This window comes from Shewanella sp. NKUCC01_JLK (genome assembly GCF_019345615.1).
Lineage (GTDB): Bacteria > Pseudomonadota > Gammaproteobacteria > Enterobacterales > Shewanellaceae > Shewanella > Shewanella oncorhynchi.
Window position 1 is genome coordinate 17914 of the sequence record NZ_JAHKRD010000027.1, and the last position, 14976, is coordinate 32889.

Consider the following 14976-nt stretch of genomic DNA (forward strand, 5'->3'; position numbering starts at 1 on the left):
GTTTACTCCAATTACTTAACGAGTTCACTGTTCGATTTGAAGAAACGAACTTTTTTGCCGTCTTCAAAGCGGAAACCAACGCGATCAGCTTTGCCAGTGGCAGAGTTGAAAATCGCTACATTTGATGCTTGTATCGGTGCTTCTTTCTCAACAATACCGCCAGCTACGCCCAATTGTGGGTTTGGCTTTTGGTGTTTTTTGACAAGATTGATGCCTTCAACAATCAATTTACCAGTAGGAAGGACTTGAGAAACTTTTGCACGTTTACCCTTGTCTTTACCTGCTAATACAATCACTTCGTCTTCACGACGTATTTTAGCTGCCATTTTGAAGCTCCTTACAGTACTTCTGGTGCCAGCGAGACAATTTTCATAAATTGCTCATTACGCAATTCACGTGTCACTGGTCCAAAGATACGAGTACCAATCGGCTGCAGGTTGTTGTTCAAAAGAACAGCTGCATTCCGATCGAAGCGAATGACAGAACCGTCTGGACGACGTACGCCTTTCTTAGTACGGACTACCACCGCGTTATACACATCGCCTTTCTTCGCTTTAGCGCGAGGAATCGCTTCTTTAACAGAAACTTTGATGATGTCGCCGATACCGGCATAACGACGATGAGAGCCACCCAAGACCTTAATACACTGAACTCTGCGTGCGCCGCTGTTACAAGCAACGTCAAGAGTCGATTGCATTTGGATCATTTTAAGTGCTCCGCTATCGTTACTACACAATTCCCACTATGGGACAATAAAAACACTCATTTTTGCTATTAATTTAGTCAAAAATGGCGCGCAAATATAACACCATAAAAGTGGAATGTATAGTATTAAAAAACAAACGGCCCCACATTCTGGAGCCGTTTACCTAAATACCTAATTAACTTAGGCCTTTGATACTACTTCAACCAGGGTCCAAGACTTAGTCTTAGACAAAGGACGACATTCGCGAATCGCTACTAAATCGCCTTCATTGCACTGATTCGTTTCGTCATGTGCATGGATCTTTGTCGTACGCTTAATGTATTTCCCATAAATTGGGTGTTTCACTTGGCGTTCGATAGCAACAGTAATGGACTTGTCCATTTTGTTGCTAGTTACACGACCCTGCAAAGTACGGATTTTATCAGACATTATGCACCCGCCTTAGAAGTAATAATGGTCTTAACGCGCGCAATGTTACGGCGCACCAATTTCAGTTGATTAGTCTGAGTCAACTGACCAGTGGCGTGTTGCATACGCAGGTTGAACTGCTCACGCAGCAGACCAAGTAGTTCAGCGTTCAGTTCTTCAACGCTCTTTTCTCTCAGTTCGCTCGCTTTCATTACATCACCGTCTTAGTTACGAAGGTAGTCTTAATTGGAAGCTTGGCAGCAGCCAAAGCAAACGCTTCACGAGCGATCACTTCAGAAACACCATTCATCTCATAAAGAACCTTACCAGGTTGAATCTGACATACCCAGTATTCAACGTTACCTTTACCTTTACCCATACGCACTTCAAGAGGCTTAGAGGTAATCGGCTTGTCCGGGAAAACTCGAATCCAAATTTGTCCCTGACGCTTAATGTGACGTGTCATGGCACGACGTGCAGATTCGATCTGACGTGCAGTTAAACGGCCACGGCCGACTGCTTTCAGACCAAAAGTACCAAAGCTAACTTCGGTACCGTTCGCTAGACCGCGGTTGCGGCCTTTGAACATCTTGCGAAACTTCATACGTTTAGGTTGCAGCATTGCCGGCTCTCCTATTTACCACGAGGCTTGCGCTTAGGTTGCTGCTGCTTCGGCTCTTCAATCTGTGGCAGCATTCCGTCTAGAACTTCACCTTTGAAGATCCAAACTTTAACGCCAATCACACCGTATTGGGTGTGACTTTCAGATGTAGAATAGTCGATATCAGCACGCAAAGTATGTAAAGGTACACGACCTTCACGATACCACTCATCGCGCGCAATCTCAGCTCCGCCTAAACGGCCACTAACTTGTACTTTGATACCTTGAGCACCAATACGCATTGCGTTTTGAACTGCGCGCTTCATAGCACGACGGAACATTACGCGACGCTCTAATTGCTGTGCAATTGAGTCAGCAACTAACTTGGCATCTAGCTCAGGTTTACGGATCTCAGCGATGTTAATTTGAGCAGGAGTGCCAGCAAGTTTTGACACTGCAGCACGCAATACTTCAACGTCTTCACCTTTCTTACCGATCACAACACCTGGACGGGCAGTGTGAATGGTAACGCGGATGCTTTTCGCTGGACGCTCGATAACAATCTTAGATACTGAAGCAGCTTGTAATTTCTCTACAAGAAACTTACGCACTTCCCAGTCGCTGTTCAGGTTACTTGCGTAATCTGATTTATCTGCGTACCAGGTAGAGATCCAAGGCTTGGTGATACCCAGACGGATACCATTAGGATGTACTTTCTGTCCCATTGCTCTCTCCTAGCGATCTGATACAACCACAGTAATGTGGCTGGTACGCTTCATGATACGATCAGCGCGGCCTTTAGCACGTGGCATGATACGCTTCATAGTTGGGCCTTCATCTACGAAGACGGCTCCGACTTTAAGCTCATCAATATCCGCGCCTTCGTTGTGTTCGGCGTTTGCGATAGCTGAGTCAAGTACTTTTTTAACCAGTACGGCGGCTTTCTTGGGGCTGAAAGTCAAAATTTCGAGGGCCTTAGCAACAGGCAATCCACGAATTTGATCAGCAACCAGACGGGCCTTCTGCGCAGACGTACGGGCAAAACGATGTTTAGCTAAAACTTCCATCTTATTCCTCCCGTATTAACGCTTCTTCGCTTTCTTATCTGCAGCATGGCCGCGATAAGTGCGAGTTGGTGAAAATTCACCAAGTTTGTGGCCGATCATTTCGTCAGTTACGAACACAGGAACGTGCTGACGACCATTATGGACAGCGATGGTCAAACCAATCATATTTGGAATGATCATAGAGCGACGTGACCAAGTCTTAATAGGCTTTTTGTCACCGGCTTCCATCGCTTTCTCTACCTTCTTCAGCAAGTGCAGGTCAATGAAGGGACCTTTCTTGAGAGAACGTGGCATGGCGAATCCTCTTACTATTTATTACGACGACGTACGATGTACTTGTCAGTGCGCTTGTTACTACGAGTTTTATAACCCTTAGTTGGCACACCCCATGGAGTCACTGGGTGACGACCACCAGAAGTACGGCCTTCACCACCACCGTGTGGATGGTCTACTGGGTTCATTGCAACACCACGCACTGTAGGACGTATGCCTCTCCAGCGCTTAGCACCTGCTTTACCTAACTGGCGTAGCATGTGTTCGGCATTACCAACTTCACCAAATGTCGCGCGGCAATCAACTGGCACTTTACGCATTTCGCCAGAGCGAAGACGTAGAGTGGCATATGCGCCATCACGAGCAACAACTTGTACATAAGCACCTGCAGAACGAGCGATCTGAGCACCTTTACCAGGCTTCATTTCAACTGCGTGAACTACAGAACCTACTGGGATGTTGCGCAGTGGCATAGCGTTACCGGTTTTGATCTCGGCAGCAACACCAGACTGGATCTTATCGCCAGCTTGCATGCCTTTGGCAGCAAGAATATAACGACGCTCACCATCCGCATACAATACTAACGCGATGTTAGCAGTACGGTTTGGATCGTATTCCAGACGCTCAATCTTTGCAGGGATACCATCTTTATCGCGTTTGAAGTCGATTAGACGATAATGCTGCTTATGACCACCACCTACGTGACGGACAGTGATACGGCCAGTATTGTTACGGCCACCACTTTTAGATTTTTTCGCCAACAAGCCAGCAAAAGGTTTACCCTTGTGCAGGTCAGTGTTCACCACTTTAACTACGTGGCGACGACCTGGAGAGGTTGGCTTACACTTAATAACTGCCATGATAATTCTCCTTTGCTTACTCAGCGCCGCCGACGAAATCGATGTCAGCACCAGCAGCTAGAGTCACATAGGCTTTTTTCCAATCGCTACGACGACCAGTACGGCCACCAGTGCGTTTAGTTTTGCCTTTGCTCACTAAAGTGCGAACTGAATCAACTTCAACTTCAAATAGCTTAGCAACAGCAGCTTTAATTTCAGCTTTAGTTGCATCGATAGCTACGCGGAAAACAACAGTGTTGTGCTTCTCAGCGTTCACAGTGCTCTTTTCAGAGATATGTGGTGCGAGAATAACTTTTAGCAAACGTTCTTCGCGGATCATCATGCTAGCATCTCCTCGATTTGCTTCACTGCGTCAGCAGTCACAAGCACAGTGTTGAAAGCGATCAGACTCACTGGGTCTAGACCCGCTACATCACGAACGTCAACCTTGTACAGGTTACGAGCTGCTAAGAATAAGTTCTCATCAACTTCTGCAGTCACAATCAGAACGTCTTCAAGGTTCATTGCTTTCAATTTAGCTTTCAGCTCTTTAGTTTTAGGAGCTTCAACACCGAAAGATTCAACAATAACCAAACGCTCTTGACGTACCAATTCAGACAGAATGCTTCTCAGCGCACCGCGGTACATCTTTTTGTTAACTTTTTGGCTGTGATCTTGGGTTTTAGCAGCGAATGTTACGCCACCGCCACGCCAGATTGGGCCTTTAACAGAACCAGCACGAGCACGGCCAGTTCCTTTTTGGCGCCAAGGCTTTTTGCCTGAGCCAGTTACTTCCGCACGAGTCTTTTGAGCACGAGTGCCCTGACGCGCGTTTGCAGCGTATGCTACAACTACCTGATGAACCAGTGCCTCGTTAAAGTCACGGCCGAAGGTAGTTTCGGAAACTTCAAGAGCGCTTTGCGCGTCTTTCAATACCAATTCCATTACTATCTCCTCAGACCTTAAGCTTTAACGGCAGGCTTGATAATCAAGTCGCCATTGGTAGCGCCAGGAACAGCGCCACGGACTAGTAGCAGGTTACGCTCAACATCTACACGAACAACAACTAGATTTTGAGTAGTAACACGCTCGGCACCCATATGGCCTGACATTTTTTTGCCTTTGAATACGCGACCAGGCGTTTGGTTCTGACCGATAGAACCATTCGAGCGGTGCGACAAAGAGTTACCGTGAGTCATATCTTGAGTACGGAAGTTCCAACGCTTAACGCCGCCTTGGAAGCCTTTACCTTTTGATTGACCAGTAACATCAACTTTCGCTACGTCTGCGAAAATATCAACATTTAGCTCAGCACCAACTTCAATGCCCTCGCCTTCACCGTCTACCAAACGCATTTCCCACAAACCACGACCGGCTTCAACGCCGCTCTTGGCAAAGTGACCTGCTTCTGGTTTAGTGATGCGATTGGCTTTTTTGGTGCCAGTTGTAACTTGAAGTGCACGGTAGCCGTCAGTTTCTAAAGTTTTCACTTGAGTAACACGGTTGCCTGCAACTTCAATTACAGTAACTGGTATTGAAACACCATCTTCAGTGAAGATGCGAGTCATACCAACTTTACGACCAATAAGACCGATAGCCATCTCTCAAACCTCTTCTTACTAGGATCTCAATTAACCCAAGCTAATCTGTACGTCGACACCAGCCGCAAGATCTAAACGCATTAACGCGTCAACAGTCTTTTCAGTTGGCTCTACGATGTCAACCAGGCGCTTGTGTGTACGTAATTCGTACTGGTCACGAGCATCTTTATTAACGTGCGGAGAGATCAAAATGGTATAACGCTCTTTGCGAGTAGGTAGTGGAATTGGACCACGAACCTGCGCGCCTGTACGCTTAGCAGTTTCAACGATTTCCGCTGTAGACTGATCAATTAAGCGATGATCAAATCCCTTTAAGCGGATACGGATTCTTTGGTTCTGCATTGACCAGAGCTCCTAAAATGGACATATAAAAAATCACCCTCTAGCTTCTTCAATATAGAAAAGCAGAGCGAGATGATTTAACCGTTCGACTCCCAATCGGAGCCGCTATGATAATGATTAACTTCAGCGACTAATCATTTAATTCGTCAACCTAAGTCGACGAGGGGGCCATTATACCTATCTAAATCCGGATATCAAGCCCGCTGTGTAAATAGTCATCAAATAACTATTTAACTTCAGAGTGGCGAGCATTTTACACAAATTTGTGAATAAAACCAGCCCTCAAACAAAAAAGGAAGCCGAAGCTTCCTTTTCAAACTAATCTCTATCGCAATTAAGCGATGATTTTAGCTACTACACCAGCACCAACTGTACGACCACCTTCACGGATTGCGAAGCGTAAACCTTCGTCCATCGCGATTGGGCAAATCAGAGTCACTACCATTTTGATGTTATCGCCAGGCATTACCATCTCTACGCCTTCTGGCAGTTCGATAGTACCGGTTACGTCAGTTGTACGGAAGTAGAACTGTGGACGGTAGCCTTTGAAGAATGGAGTGTGACGTCCGCCTTCTTCTTTTGACAGAACGTAAACTTCTGATTCAAAAGTCGTGTGTGGGTTGATTGAACCTGGTTTAGCCAATACTTGACCACGTTCTACGTCATCACGCTTAGTACCACGTAATAACACACCACAGTTCTCGCCTGCACGACCTTCGTCAAGCAGTTTACGGAACATTTCTACACCAGTACACGTTGTTTTAGTCGTTGTGCGAACACCAACGATTTCAACTTCGTCACCCACTTTAACAATACCACGCTCAACACGACCAGTAACTACTGTACCACGGCCTGAAATTGAGAATACGTCTTCGATTGGCAGTAGGAACGGCTTATCGATGTCACGTTGTGGTTCTGGAATGTAAGAATCCAGTGCTGCGGCTAATTCAAGGATCTTAGCTTCCCACTCTGGTTGACCTTCTAGGGCCTTCAGAGCTGAACCTTGGATTACTGGTAAATCATCACCTGGGAAATCGTATTCTGACAGAAGTTCACGCACTTCCATTTCAACCAATTCCAGTAACTCTTCGTCATCTACCATGTCACATTTGTTCATGAACACGATGATGAAAGGTACGCCAACCTGACGAGAAAGCAGGATGTGCTCACGAGTCTGTGGCATTGGACCGTCTGTAGAGGCAACTACTAGAATCGCGCCGTCCATCTGTGCAGCACCAGTGATCATGTTTTTAACATAGTCAGCGTGGCCTGGGCAGTCTACGTGTGCGTAGTGACGTGAAGGCGTGTCATATTCGATGTGAGAGGTATTGATCGTAATACCGCGCTCACGCTCTTCTGGAGCGTTATCGATTTGAGAGAAGTCTTTAGCTTCGCCACCGTAGGTCTTAGCCAGTACGTGAGAGATAGCTGCAGTCAGTGTGGTTTTACCATGGTCAACGTGACCAATGGTGCCCACGTTTACGTGAGGCTTAATACGTTCAAATTTAGCTTTTGCCACGATATATTCCTTTCTTTTCAGAATAGTCCAGTCAGTGCTGGACCATAATAACATTTATGTCGTAACTGGATATTAGCTACGAGATTCAATAATCGCTTTTGCAATGTTTTGCGGTGCATCAGAGTACTTCAAGAACTCCATAGAGTATGAAGCGCGACCCTGTGTAGCAGAGCGCAAATCAGTTGCATAACCAAACATTTCAGAAAGAGGCACTACAGCATGGACTATTTTGATGCCACCAAAGCCATCATCCATCCCTTCAATCAAGCCACGACGACGGTTTAAATCACCAACGACGTCACCCATATAATTTTCAGGGGTAGTTACTTCTACTTTCATGCAAGGTTCGAGCAACGCCGGATTCGCTTCAAGCGCACCCTTTTTGAAGCCCATAGAACCTGCAATTTTGAACGCCATCTCATTCGAGTCCACATCATGATATGAACCGTCGAACAGAGTGACCTTCACGTCCAACACAGGGAAGCCAGCGAGAACGCCATTCTTCATCTGTTCTTGGATACCTTTATCAACCGCAGGAATGAATTCACGAGGAATCACACCTCCCACAACTGCATTGACAAATTCGTAACCAGCGCCTTCTTCATTAGGCTCTAGTTTTAACCAAACGTGACCGAATTGTCCACGACCACCTGATTGGCGTACAAATTTACCTTCAGCTTCTACTGATGCTCGGATAGTTTCGCGGTAGGCCACTTGTGGCTTACCTACGTTACATTCAACACCGAATTCGCGACGCATACGGTCTACGATGATGTCTAAGTGTAACTCACCCATACCCGAAATCAGAGTTTGTGATGATTCTTCGTCAGTTTCAACTCGGAATGATGGATCTTCCGCTGCAAGTTTTTGCAACGCGATACCCATTTTGTCCTGATCGGCTTTTGACTTAGGCTCAACGGCAATGGTAATTACTGGCTCTGGGAACTCCATACGTTCCAAGATCACTCTATGATCGTTATCACAAAGCGTATCACCCGTAGTCACTTCTTTTAGACCAATCGCCGCTGCGATATCACCAGCACGGACTTCTTTCAGTTCAGTGCGATCGTTTGCGTGCATTTGCACCATGCGACCTACGCGTTCACGCTTCTGTTTGACAGAGTTGTAAACGCCCGAACCTGATTCGAGTACGCCTGAGTACACGCGAATAAAGGTCAAAGTTCCTACGAATGGATCTGTAGCAATCTTAAATGCCAATGCAGCAAAAGGCGCATTGTCATCTGATGGGCGTTCTACTTCTTGGTCGTTCTCATCGATGCCCTTAATTGGAGGCACATCAATTGGCGCTGGCAAGAATTCAATAACCGCATCAAGTACCGCTTGAACGCCTTTGTTCTTAAATGCAGAACCACAAGTCGCTAAAACGATTTCATTATTTATAGTACGCTGACGTAGCGCCTTTTTAATTTCGTCTTCTGATAGCGTGCCTTCTTCAAGGTACTTATCCATCAGTTCATCCGAAGATTCGGCTGCTACTTCAACCAGATACTCATGCATTTCAGCCGCTTTAGCTGCTAACTCTGCAGGGATCTCCTCATAAGTGAAAGTCATACCCTGGTCTGATTCATTCCAGTTAATTGCTTTCATCTTGATTAAGTCGATCACGCCTTTGAAGTTTTCTTCTGCACCAATATTCAATTGAATAGGCACACAAGTGGCTCCAAGACGAGTTCTAATTTGCTTCACTACACGTTCAAAGTCTGCACCTGCACGGTCCATCTTGTTGATAAATACCAAACGTGGAACGCGGTATTTATCAGCTTGACGCCACACTGTTTCTGACTGAGGTTCAACACCAGATGAACCACAGAAAACGACAACAGCACCGTCGAGGACGCGCAGAGACCGTTCAACTTCAATAGTAAAGTCAACGTGACCAGGGGTATCGATGATATTGATGCGGTGTTCAGTGAATTGAGCATCCATACCACGCCAGAATGTGGTTACCGCAGCCGAGGTGATAGTGATACCACGCTCTTGCTCTTGAACCATCCAGTCTGTGGTAGCGGCGCCGTCATGCACCTCACCGATTTTATGAGACAAACCGGTATAGAACAGAACACGTTCTGTTGTGGTGGTTTTACCTGCGTCAACATGAGCACAAATACCGATATTACGATAACGCTCAATTGGGGTTGTACGAGCCACGATTATACCCTCTCCACCAAGACCTAAGTCTTGGCAATATCAACAACTATGGTGTGGGCCTAAGCCCACACCATCATATTACCAACGGTAATGAGCAAAGGCTTTGTTAGCTTCAGCCATGCGATGCACGTCTTCACGCTTCTTAACAGCAGTACCTTTGTTTTCAGACGCATCCAGCATTTCACCTGCCAGACGTAAAGCCATAGATTTTTCACCACGCTTACGAGCAGCTTCAACTAACCAGCGCATCGCCAGTGCGTTACGACGCACAGGACGAACTTCACATGGTACCTGGTACGTAGAACCACCAACGCGACGAGATTTAACTTCGACTGATGGGCGAACGTTGTCCAGGGCTGCTTCAAGGATAACTAAATGGTTTTCGCTTTTCTTTTCAGCGACAACATCTAGTGCCTTGTAAATAATTTTTTCTGCAGTCGACTTTTTGCCGTCTTGCATAATGACGTTGATGAACTTAGCCAGCAACTCACTGTGAAACTTTGGATCTGGTAGGATTTTACGTTGTCCTACAACGCGACGTCTTGGCATAACAATTCTCCGTATGCTTCAGGGATTTCCAAAACTGGAATTCTCAAAATAAAACTAGCTTGGCCTTACTTAACGGATAAGTTAAGACTTAGGACGCTTAGCACCGTATTTAGAACGGCTTTGGCGACGTGAAGTCACGCCTGCACAGTCTAATGCGCCACGAATAGTGTGATAACGCACACCTGGTAAGTCTTTAACACGACCACCACGGATTAAGATCACGCTATGTTCCTGCAGGTTGTGGCCTTCACCGCCGATGTACGAAGTAACTTCGAAACCGTTAGTTAGACGCACACGAGCTACTTTACGTAGTGCAGAGTTAGGTTTTTTAGGGGTAGTAGTGTACACACGTGTACAAACACCACGTTTTTGCGGGCACGCATTCAACGCAGGCACGTTAGTCTTGTCGACTTTTGGCGCGCGTGGCTTACGTACCAACTGGTTTACAGTTGCCATGTATAGCTCCGAGTCAGTTGAATCAAACTCAACGATAAGGTGTGAAAAATCTATATCCCACAATGGTGGGACGCGGAATTTTAGAAAGGTAATGCCTGACTGTCAAGAAATAGCCAACTTTTGCGGCATATTACAAGAAAAAAGGCGCCATAGGCGCCTTTTTATAACAAACTTATTACTTAATCTTGGCTACCAGCCAAGTTTAAGAGATCGGCCAAGTTCTGTTCGGCTTCACTTGCAGTGATCTTGTTCACTACTACAGGTTCGTTTTTCTTCGCACGCGCTTCATTACGAGTCTTGTGATAAGCGTAACCAGTACCGGCTGGGATCAGTCGGCCAACGATAACGTTTTCTTTCAGACCACGTAATTGATCGCTCTTACCACCGACGGCGGCTTCGGTCAGTACGCGCGTAGTTTCTTGGAACGATGCTGCTGAGATAAAGGATTCTGTTGCCAGAGATGCTTTAGTAATACCCAGTAGTTCACGTTCAAAGGTCGCAGGCACTTTACCTTGGGCGATCAGTTCGCGGTTAGCGATCTTCACGCGTGACACTTCAGCTTGTTCCCCTTCGAGGAAGTCAGTGTCACCGGCAGAAGTGATAAGACACTTACGCAGCATCTGACGGATGATCACTTCGATATGCTTATCGTTGATCTTCACGCCTTGCAGACGGTAAACGTCCTGTACTTCGTTCACAATGTAGTTTGCTACGTTGTGGATACCACGAAGACGCAGAATGTCGTGTGCCGCTTCTGGACCGTCAGCGATAACTTCACCACGTTCGACTTTTTCACCTTCGAACACGTTTAAGTTACGCCACTTAGGGATCATCTCTTCATAATGATCGCCGCCATCAGCAGGTGTAATCACCAAACGACGCTTACCTTTGGTCTCTTTACCAAACGAGATGGTACCAGAGATTTCCGCCAGAATAGCAGGCTCTTTTGGCTTACGCGCTTCGAACAAGTCAGCAACGCGTGGCAGACCACCGGTGATGTCGCGAGTTTTAGACGATTCCTGAGGAATACGAGCTAATGCATCACCCACGTTGATTTGCGCGTTATCTTCTAAGTTAACGATCGCACTACCTGGTAAGAAGTATTGTGCTGGCACTTCAGTACCTGGGATCATCAAGTCAGCACCATTAGCGCCAAGCAGACGGATCATTGGGCGCATTTCTTTACCCGCAGTACCACGCTGACCAACGTCAAGGATCACGATTGATGACAGACCCGTTAGTTCGTCTGTTTGACGTGTCATAGTGACACCGTCAATCATGTCTACGAACTTGATACTACCCGCCACTTCAGAAATGATTGGGTGAGTATGTGGATCCCAGTTAGCGATAACATCGCCCGCTTCAACAGCCGCTTCTTCTAGTTTCTCGAGCACAGTACCGTATGGCACTTTATAACGCTCTTTCTCACGACCCAGCTCGTCAATAACGGCCAGTTCAGAAGAACGAGAAACGATAACCAGTTTGCCGTCACTGTTAGTAACATGCTTAGCATTATGCAGTTTCAATGAACCCGAGTTTTTCACTTGGACATTGTTTTCTGCAGACGCTCTAGATGCCGCACCACCGATGTGGAACGTACGCATCGTTAACTGTGTACCTGGTTCACCGATAGATTGTGCTGCCACAACACCGATGGCTTCACCGTGGTTAATAATATGACCACGAGCCAAGTCACGACCGTAACAGGCTGCACACACACCGAAATCGGTATCACAAGAAATAACAGAACGTACAATCACTTCGTCGATTGAATGCTCTTCTAACTTGTCACACCATGCTTCGTCGAGTAGCGTGTTACGTGGTGCTAATACGTCTTCAGTGCCTGGATAGAACACATCAATCGCAACCACACGACCCAGTACGCGTTCACGTAACGGCTCAACCACATCACCACCTTCAATCAGCGGTTTCATGGTTAGACCTTCGTGAGTACCACAATCGTCTTCGATAACCACTAAATCTTGTGCAACGTCTACAAGACGACGAGTCAGGTAACCCGAGTTCGCTGTCTTCAATGCCGTATCGGCTAGACCTTTACGCGCACCGTGAGTAGAAATAAAGTACTGGAGTACGTTTAGACCTTCACGGAAGTTAGCGGTAATTGGCGTTTCGATGATTGAGCCGTCTGGCTTAGCCATCAGACCACGCATACCCGCCAACTGACGGATCTGTGCGGCACTACCACGAGCGCCTGAGTCAGCCATCATATAGATGCTGTTAAACGAGGCTTGTTTCTCTTCAACGCCATCACGGTTAATCACTGTCTCAGTTGACAGGTTTTCCATCATAGCTTTAGAAACTTTTTCGTTGGCACTTGCCCAGATATCGATAACTTTGTTGTAACGCTCACCGGCTGTGACTAGACCAGATTGGAACTGCTCTTGAATTTCAAGAACTTCCGCTTCTGCATCAGCAACTAAGGTGTATTTCTCGTCTGGAATAACCATGTCATCGATACCGACAGAGGCACCAGAGATGGTTGCAAAACGGAAACCGGTATACATCAATTGGTCAGCGAAGATAACAGTATCTTTCAGACCCAGTTGACGATAACAGGTGTTCAACAGTTTAGAGATCTGCTTTTTGCCCATGTTCTGGTTAACCAGATCAAATGACAAACCTGCTGGCAGAATAAGTGACAGCAAAGCACGACCCACAGTCGTATCAACGATACGGCGTTGTTCAGTGCGCTCACCATCGTCACCAATAATGGTTTCAGTGATACGAACTTTAACGCGGGCATGCAGTTCAGCAGCGCCAGTTGCGTAAGCTTTTTCAACTTCAGCAACAGACATAAATGCCATACCTTCACCACGGCCGTTAATACGCTCACGGCTGGTATAGTACAGGCCCAATACCACGTCTTGAGACGGGGTGATAACAGGCTCGCCGTTGGCTGGTGACAGGATGTTGTTGGTAGACATCATCAGGGCACGGGCTTCAAGCTGCGCTTCCAGTGTTAACGGTACGTGTACCGCCATTTGGTCACCGTCGAAGTCGGCGTTGTATGCCGCACAAACGAGTGGGTGTAACTGGATCGCTTTACCTTCAATCAGTACAGGTTCGAACGCTTGGATACCCAGTCTGTGCAGTGTTGGTGCACGGTTGAGCATCACTGGATGTTCGCGGATCACTTCATCCAGAACGTCCCAAACTTCCGCTACTTCACGCTCAACCATCTTCTTAGCCGCTTTGATAGTAGTAGCTAAGCCACGACCTTCTAGCTTGCCATAGATGAATGGCTTGAACAGTTCCAGTGCCATCTTCTTAGGAAGACCACATTGGTGCAGACGTAGAGTAGGACCTACGGTAATTACCGAACGACCAGAATAGTCAACGCGCTTACCCAACAAGTTCTGACGGAAACGACCTTGCTTACCTTTGATCATATCAGCCAAAGATTTCAGAGGACGCTTGTTAGAACCGGTAATAGCACGGCCACGACGACCGTTATCTAATAGCGCATCAACAGACTCTTGTAACATACGCTTTTCGTTGCGTACGATAATGTCTGGCGCAGCTAAATCTAACAGACGCTTCAAACGGTTGTTACGGTTGATCACGCGGCGATACAGGTCGTTAAGATCTGAAGTCGCGAAGCGGCCGCCATCGAGCGGTACCAACGGACGTAAGTCAGGTGGTAACACAGGCAGTACTTTTAAGATCATCCACTCAGGCTTGTTGCCTGAAGTGTAGAATGCTTCCATCAACTTAAGACGTTTAGTCACTTTCTTGCGACGAGTCTCAGAATTGATTGAAGGCAATTCTTCACGCATTTGTTCGATTTCTTTCGCTAAATCGATAGCACGTAACAGTTCAAGTACTGCTTCGGCACCCATTTTAGCTTCGAACTCATCACCGTATTCTTCTAATGCATCCAGATAAGTTTCTTCTGTCAGCATTTGGCCACGTTCAAGGCTGGTCATGCCAGGCTCGATCACGACAAATGATTCAAAATACAGTACGCGTTCGATATCACGCAGCGTCATATCCAGCATTAAGCCAATACGTGACGGCAGTGATTTTAAGAACCAAATGTGCGCAACTGGGCTAGCCAGTTCGATGTGACCCATACGCTCACGACGTACTTTAGTTTGGGTTACTTCAACGCCACACTTTTCACAAATAACACCACGGTGCTTCAAACGTTTGTACTTACCGCACAAACATTCGTAATCTTTGACTGGGCCAAAGATACGCGCACAGAACAGACCTTCACGCTCAGGCTTGAAGGTACGGTAGTTGATGGTTTCTGGCTTCTTAACTTCACCAAAAGACCAAGAACGGATCAGATCAGGCGATGCCAGACCAATTTTGATGCCGTTAAATTCTTCAGTCTTGCTTTGCTGTTTCAGAAACTTTAATAAGTCTTTCACGTTTCTCTCCTGAAGGAGTTAAACCGGGTGCTCCGCTTGCACGGAGCAC

General features: G+C 46.6%; 18 protein-coding genes. All 18 read right to left on the reverse strand.

Translation table 11 applies throughout. The annotated features are described in order from the left end of the window. Positions 1-11 precede the first annotated feature (11 nt). The 18 genes from rplX to rpoC all read right to left on the reverse strand — a co-directional run bounded on the left by rplX (position 12) and on the right by rpoC (position 14927). On the reverse strand, positions 12-326 hold the full coding sequence (rplX, locus tag KO537_RS22130) for a 50S ribosomal protein L24 (protein ID WP_006083589.1): 315 nt from the start codon (positions 324-326) through the stop codon (positions 12-14). An 11-nt stretch (positions 327-337) separates the two neighbouring features. Beyond that, positions 338-706, reverse strand: coding sequence for a 50S ribosomal protein L14 (gene rplN, locus KO537_RS22135; protein ID WP_006083590.1), 369 nt, complete (start codon positions 704-706; stop codon positions 338-340). Positions 707-886: 180 nt separating this feature from the next. After that, positions 887-1135: a 30S ribosomal protein S17 gene (gene rpsQ / locus KO537_RS22140; protein ID WP_006083591.1), complete on the reverse strand. Its 249-nt coding sequence runs from the start codon at positions 1133-1135 to the stop codon at positions 887-889. Next, positions 1135-1326 carry a 50S ribosomal protein L29 gene (gene rpmC, locus KO537_RS22145; RefSeq protein ID WP_006083592.1) on the reverse strand — a complete coding sequence of 64 codons (192 nt, stop codon included), beginning with the start codon at positions 1324-1326 and terminating at the stop codon, positions 1135-1137. Before rpmC ends, rpsQ begins: the two co-directional genes overlap by 1 nt. Beyond that, positions 1326-1736 (reverse strand): 50S ribosomal protein L16, encoded by a 411-nt coding sequence (rplP, locus tag KO537_RS22150; protein ID WP_006083593.1) that lies wholly within the window; start codon positions 1734-1736, stop codon positions 1326-1328. The genes rpmC and rplP overlap by 1 nt, the downstream gene beginning before the upstream one ends. 11 nt (positions 1737-1747) lie before the next feature. After that, a complete protein-coding gene (gene rpsC / locus KO537_RS22155; RefSeq protein ID WP_006083594.1) occupies positions 1748-2440 on the reverse strand; it encodes a 30S ribosomal protein S3 in 693 nt (230 codons plus the stop codon). A 9-nt stretch (positions 2441-2449) separates the two neighbouring features. Then, positions 2450-2782, reverse strand: a complete 333-nt coding sequence (rplV, locus tag KO537_RS22160; RefSeq protein ID WP_006083595.1) for a 50S ribosomal protein L22 — start codon at positions 2780-2782, stop codon at positions 2450-2452. Positions 2783-2797: 15 nt separating this feature from the next. Continuing rightward, positions 2798-3076, reverse strand: coding sequence for a 30S ribosomal protein S19 (rpsS, locus tag KO537_RS22165; RefSeq protein WP_006083596.1), 279 nt, complete (start codon positions 3074-3076; stop codon positions 2798-2800). Between the two features lie 14 nt (positions 3077-3090). Continuing rightward, positions 3091-3915 (reverse strand): 50S ribosomal protein L2, encoded by an 825-nt coding sequence (gene rplB / locus KO537_RS22170; protein ID WP_006083597.1) that lies wholly within the window; start codon positions 3913-3915, stop codon positions 3091-3093. Between the two features lie 16 nt (positions 3916-3931). After that, positions 3932-4234, reverse strand: a complete 303-nt coding sequence (rplW, locus tag KO537_RS22175; RefSeq protein WP_025008843.1) for a 50S ribosomal protein L23 — start codon at positions 4232-4234, stop codon at positions 3932-3934. Next, positions 4234-4839, reverse strand: coding sequence for a 50S ribosomal protein L4 (gene rplD, locus KO537_RS22180; RefSeq protein ID WP_113941598.1), 606 nt, complete (start codon positions 4837-4839; stop codon positions 4234-4236). The genes rplW and rplD overlap by 1 nt, the downstream gene beginning before the upstream one ends. Before the next feature lie 17 nt (positions 4840-4856). Continuing rightward, positions 4857-5495: a 50S ribosomal protein L3 gene (rplC, locus tag KO537_RS22185; protein ID WP_006083600.1), complete on the reverse strand. Its 639-nt coding sequence runs from the start codon at positions 5493-5495 to the stop codon at positions 4857-4859. Positions 5496-5525: 30 nt separating this feature from the next. After that, positions 5526-5837: a 30S ribosomal protein S10 gene (rpsJ, locus tag KO537_RS22190; protein WP_006083601.1), complete on the reverse strand. Its 312-nt coding sequence runs from the start codon at positions 5835-5837 to the stop codon at positions 5526-5528. Positions 5838-6171: 334 nt separating this feature from the next. Further along, on the reverse strand, positions 6172-7356 hold the full coding sequence (tuf, locus tag KO537_RS22195) for an elongation factor Tu (protein WP_105251028.1): 1185 nt from the start codon (positions 7354-7356) through the stop codon (positions 6172-6174). 72 nt (positions 7357-7428) lie between these two features. Next, positions 7429-9525: an elongation factor G gene (gene fusA / locus KO537_RS22200; RefSeq protein ID WP_006083603.1), complete on the reverse strand. Its 2097-nt coding sequence runs from the start codon at positions 9523-9525 to the stop codon at positions 7429-7431. 78 nt (positions 9526-9603) lie between these two features. Further along, positions 9604-10074: a 30S ribosomal protein S7 gene (rpsG, locus tag KO537_RS22205; protein ID WP_011787570.1), complete on the reverse strand. Its 471-nt coding sequence runs from the start codon at positions 10072-10074 to the stop codon at positions 9604-9606. 81 nt (positions 10075-10155) lie between these two features. Continuing rightward, positions 10156-10530: a 30S ribosomal protein S12 gene (rpsL, locus tag KO537_RS22210; protein WP_006083605.1), complete on the reverse strand. Its 375-nt coding sequence runs from the start codon at positions 10528-10530 to the stop codon at positions 10156-10158. Positions 10531-10709: 179 nt separating this feature from the next. Continuing rightward, positions 10710-14927, reverse strand: coding sequence for a DNA-directed RNA polymerase subunit beta' (gene rpoC, locus KO537_RS22215; RefSeq protein WP_105251033.1), 4218 nt, complete (start codon positions 14925-14927; stop codon positions 10710-10712). Between the last annotated feature and the right edge of the window lie 49 nt (positions 14928-14976).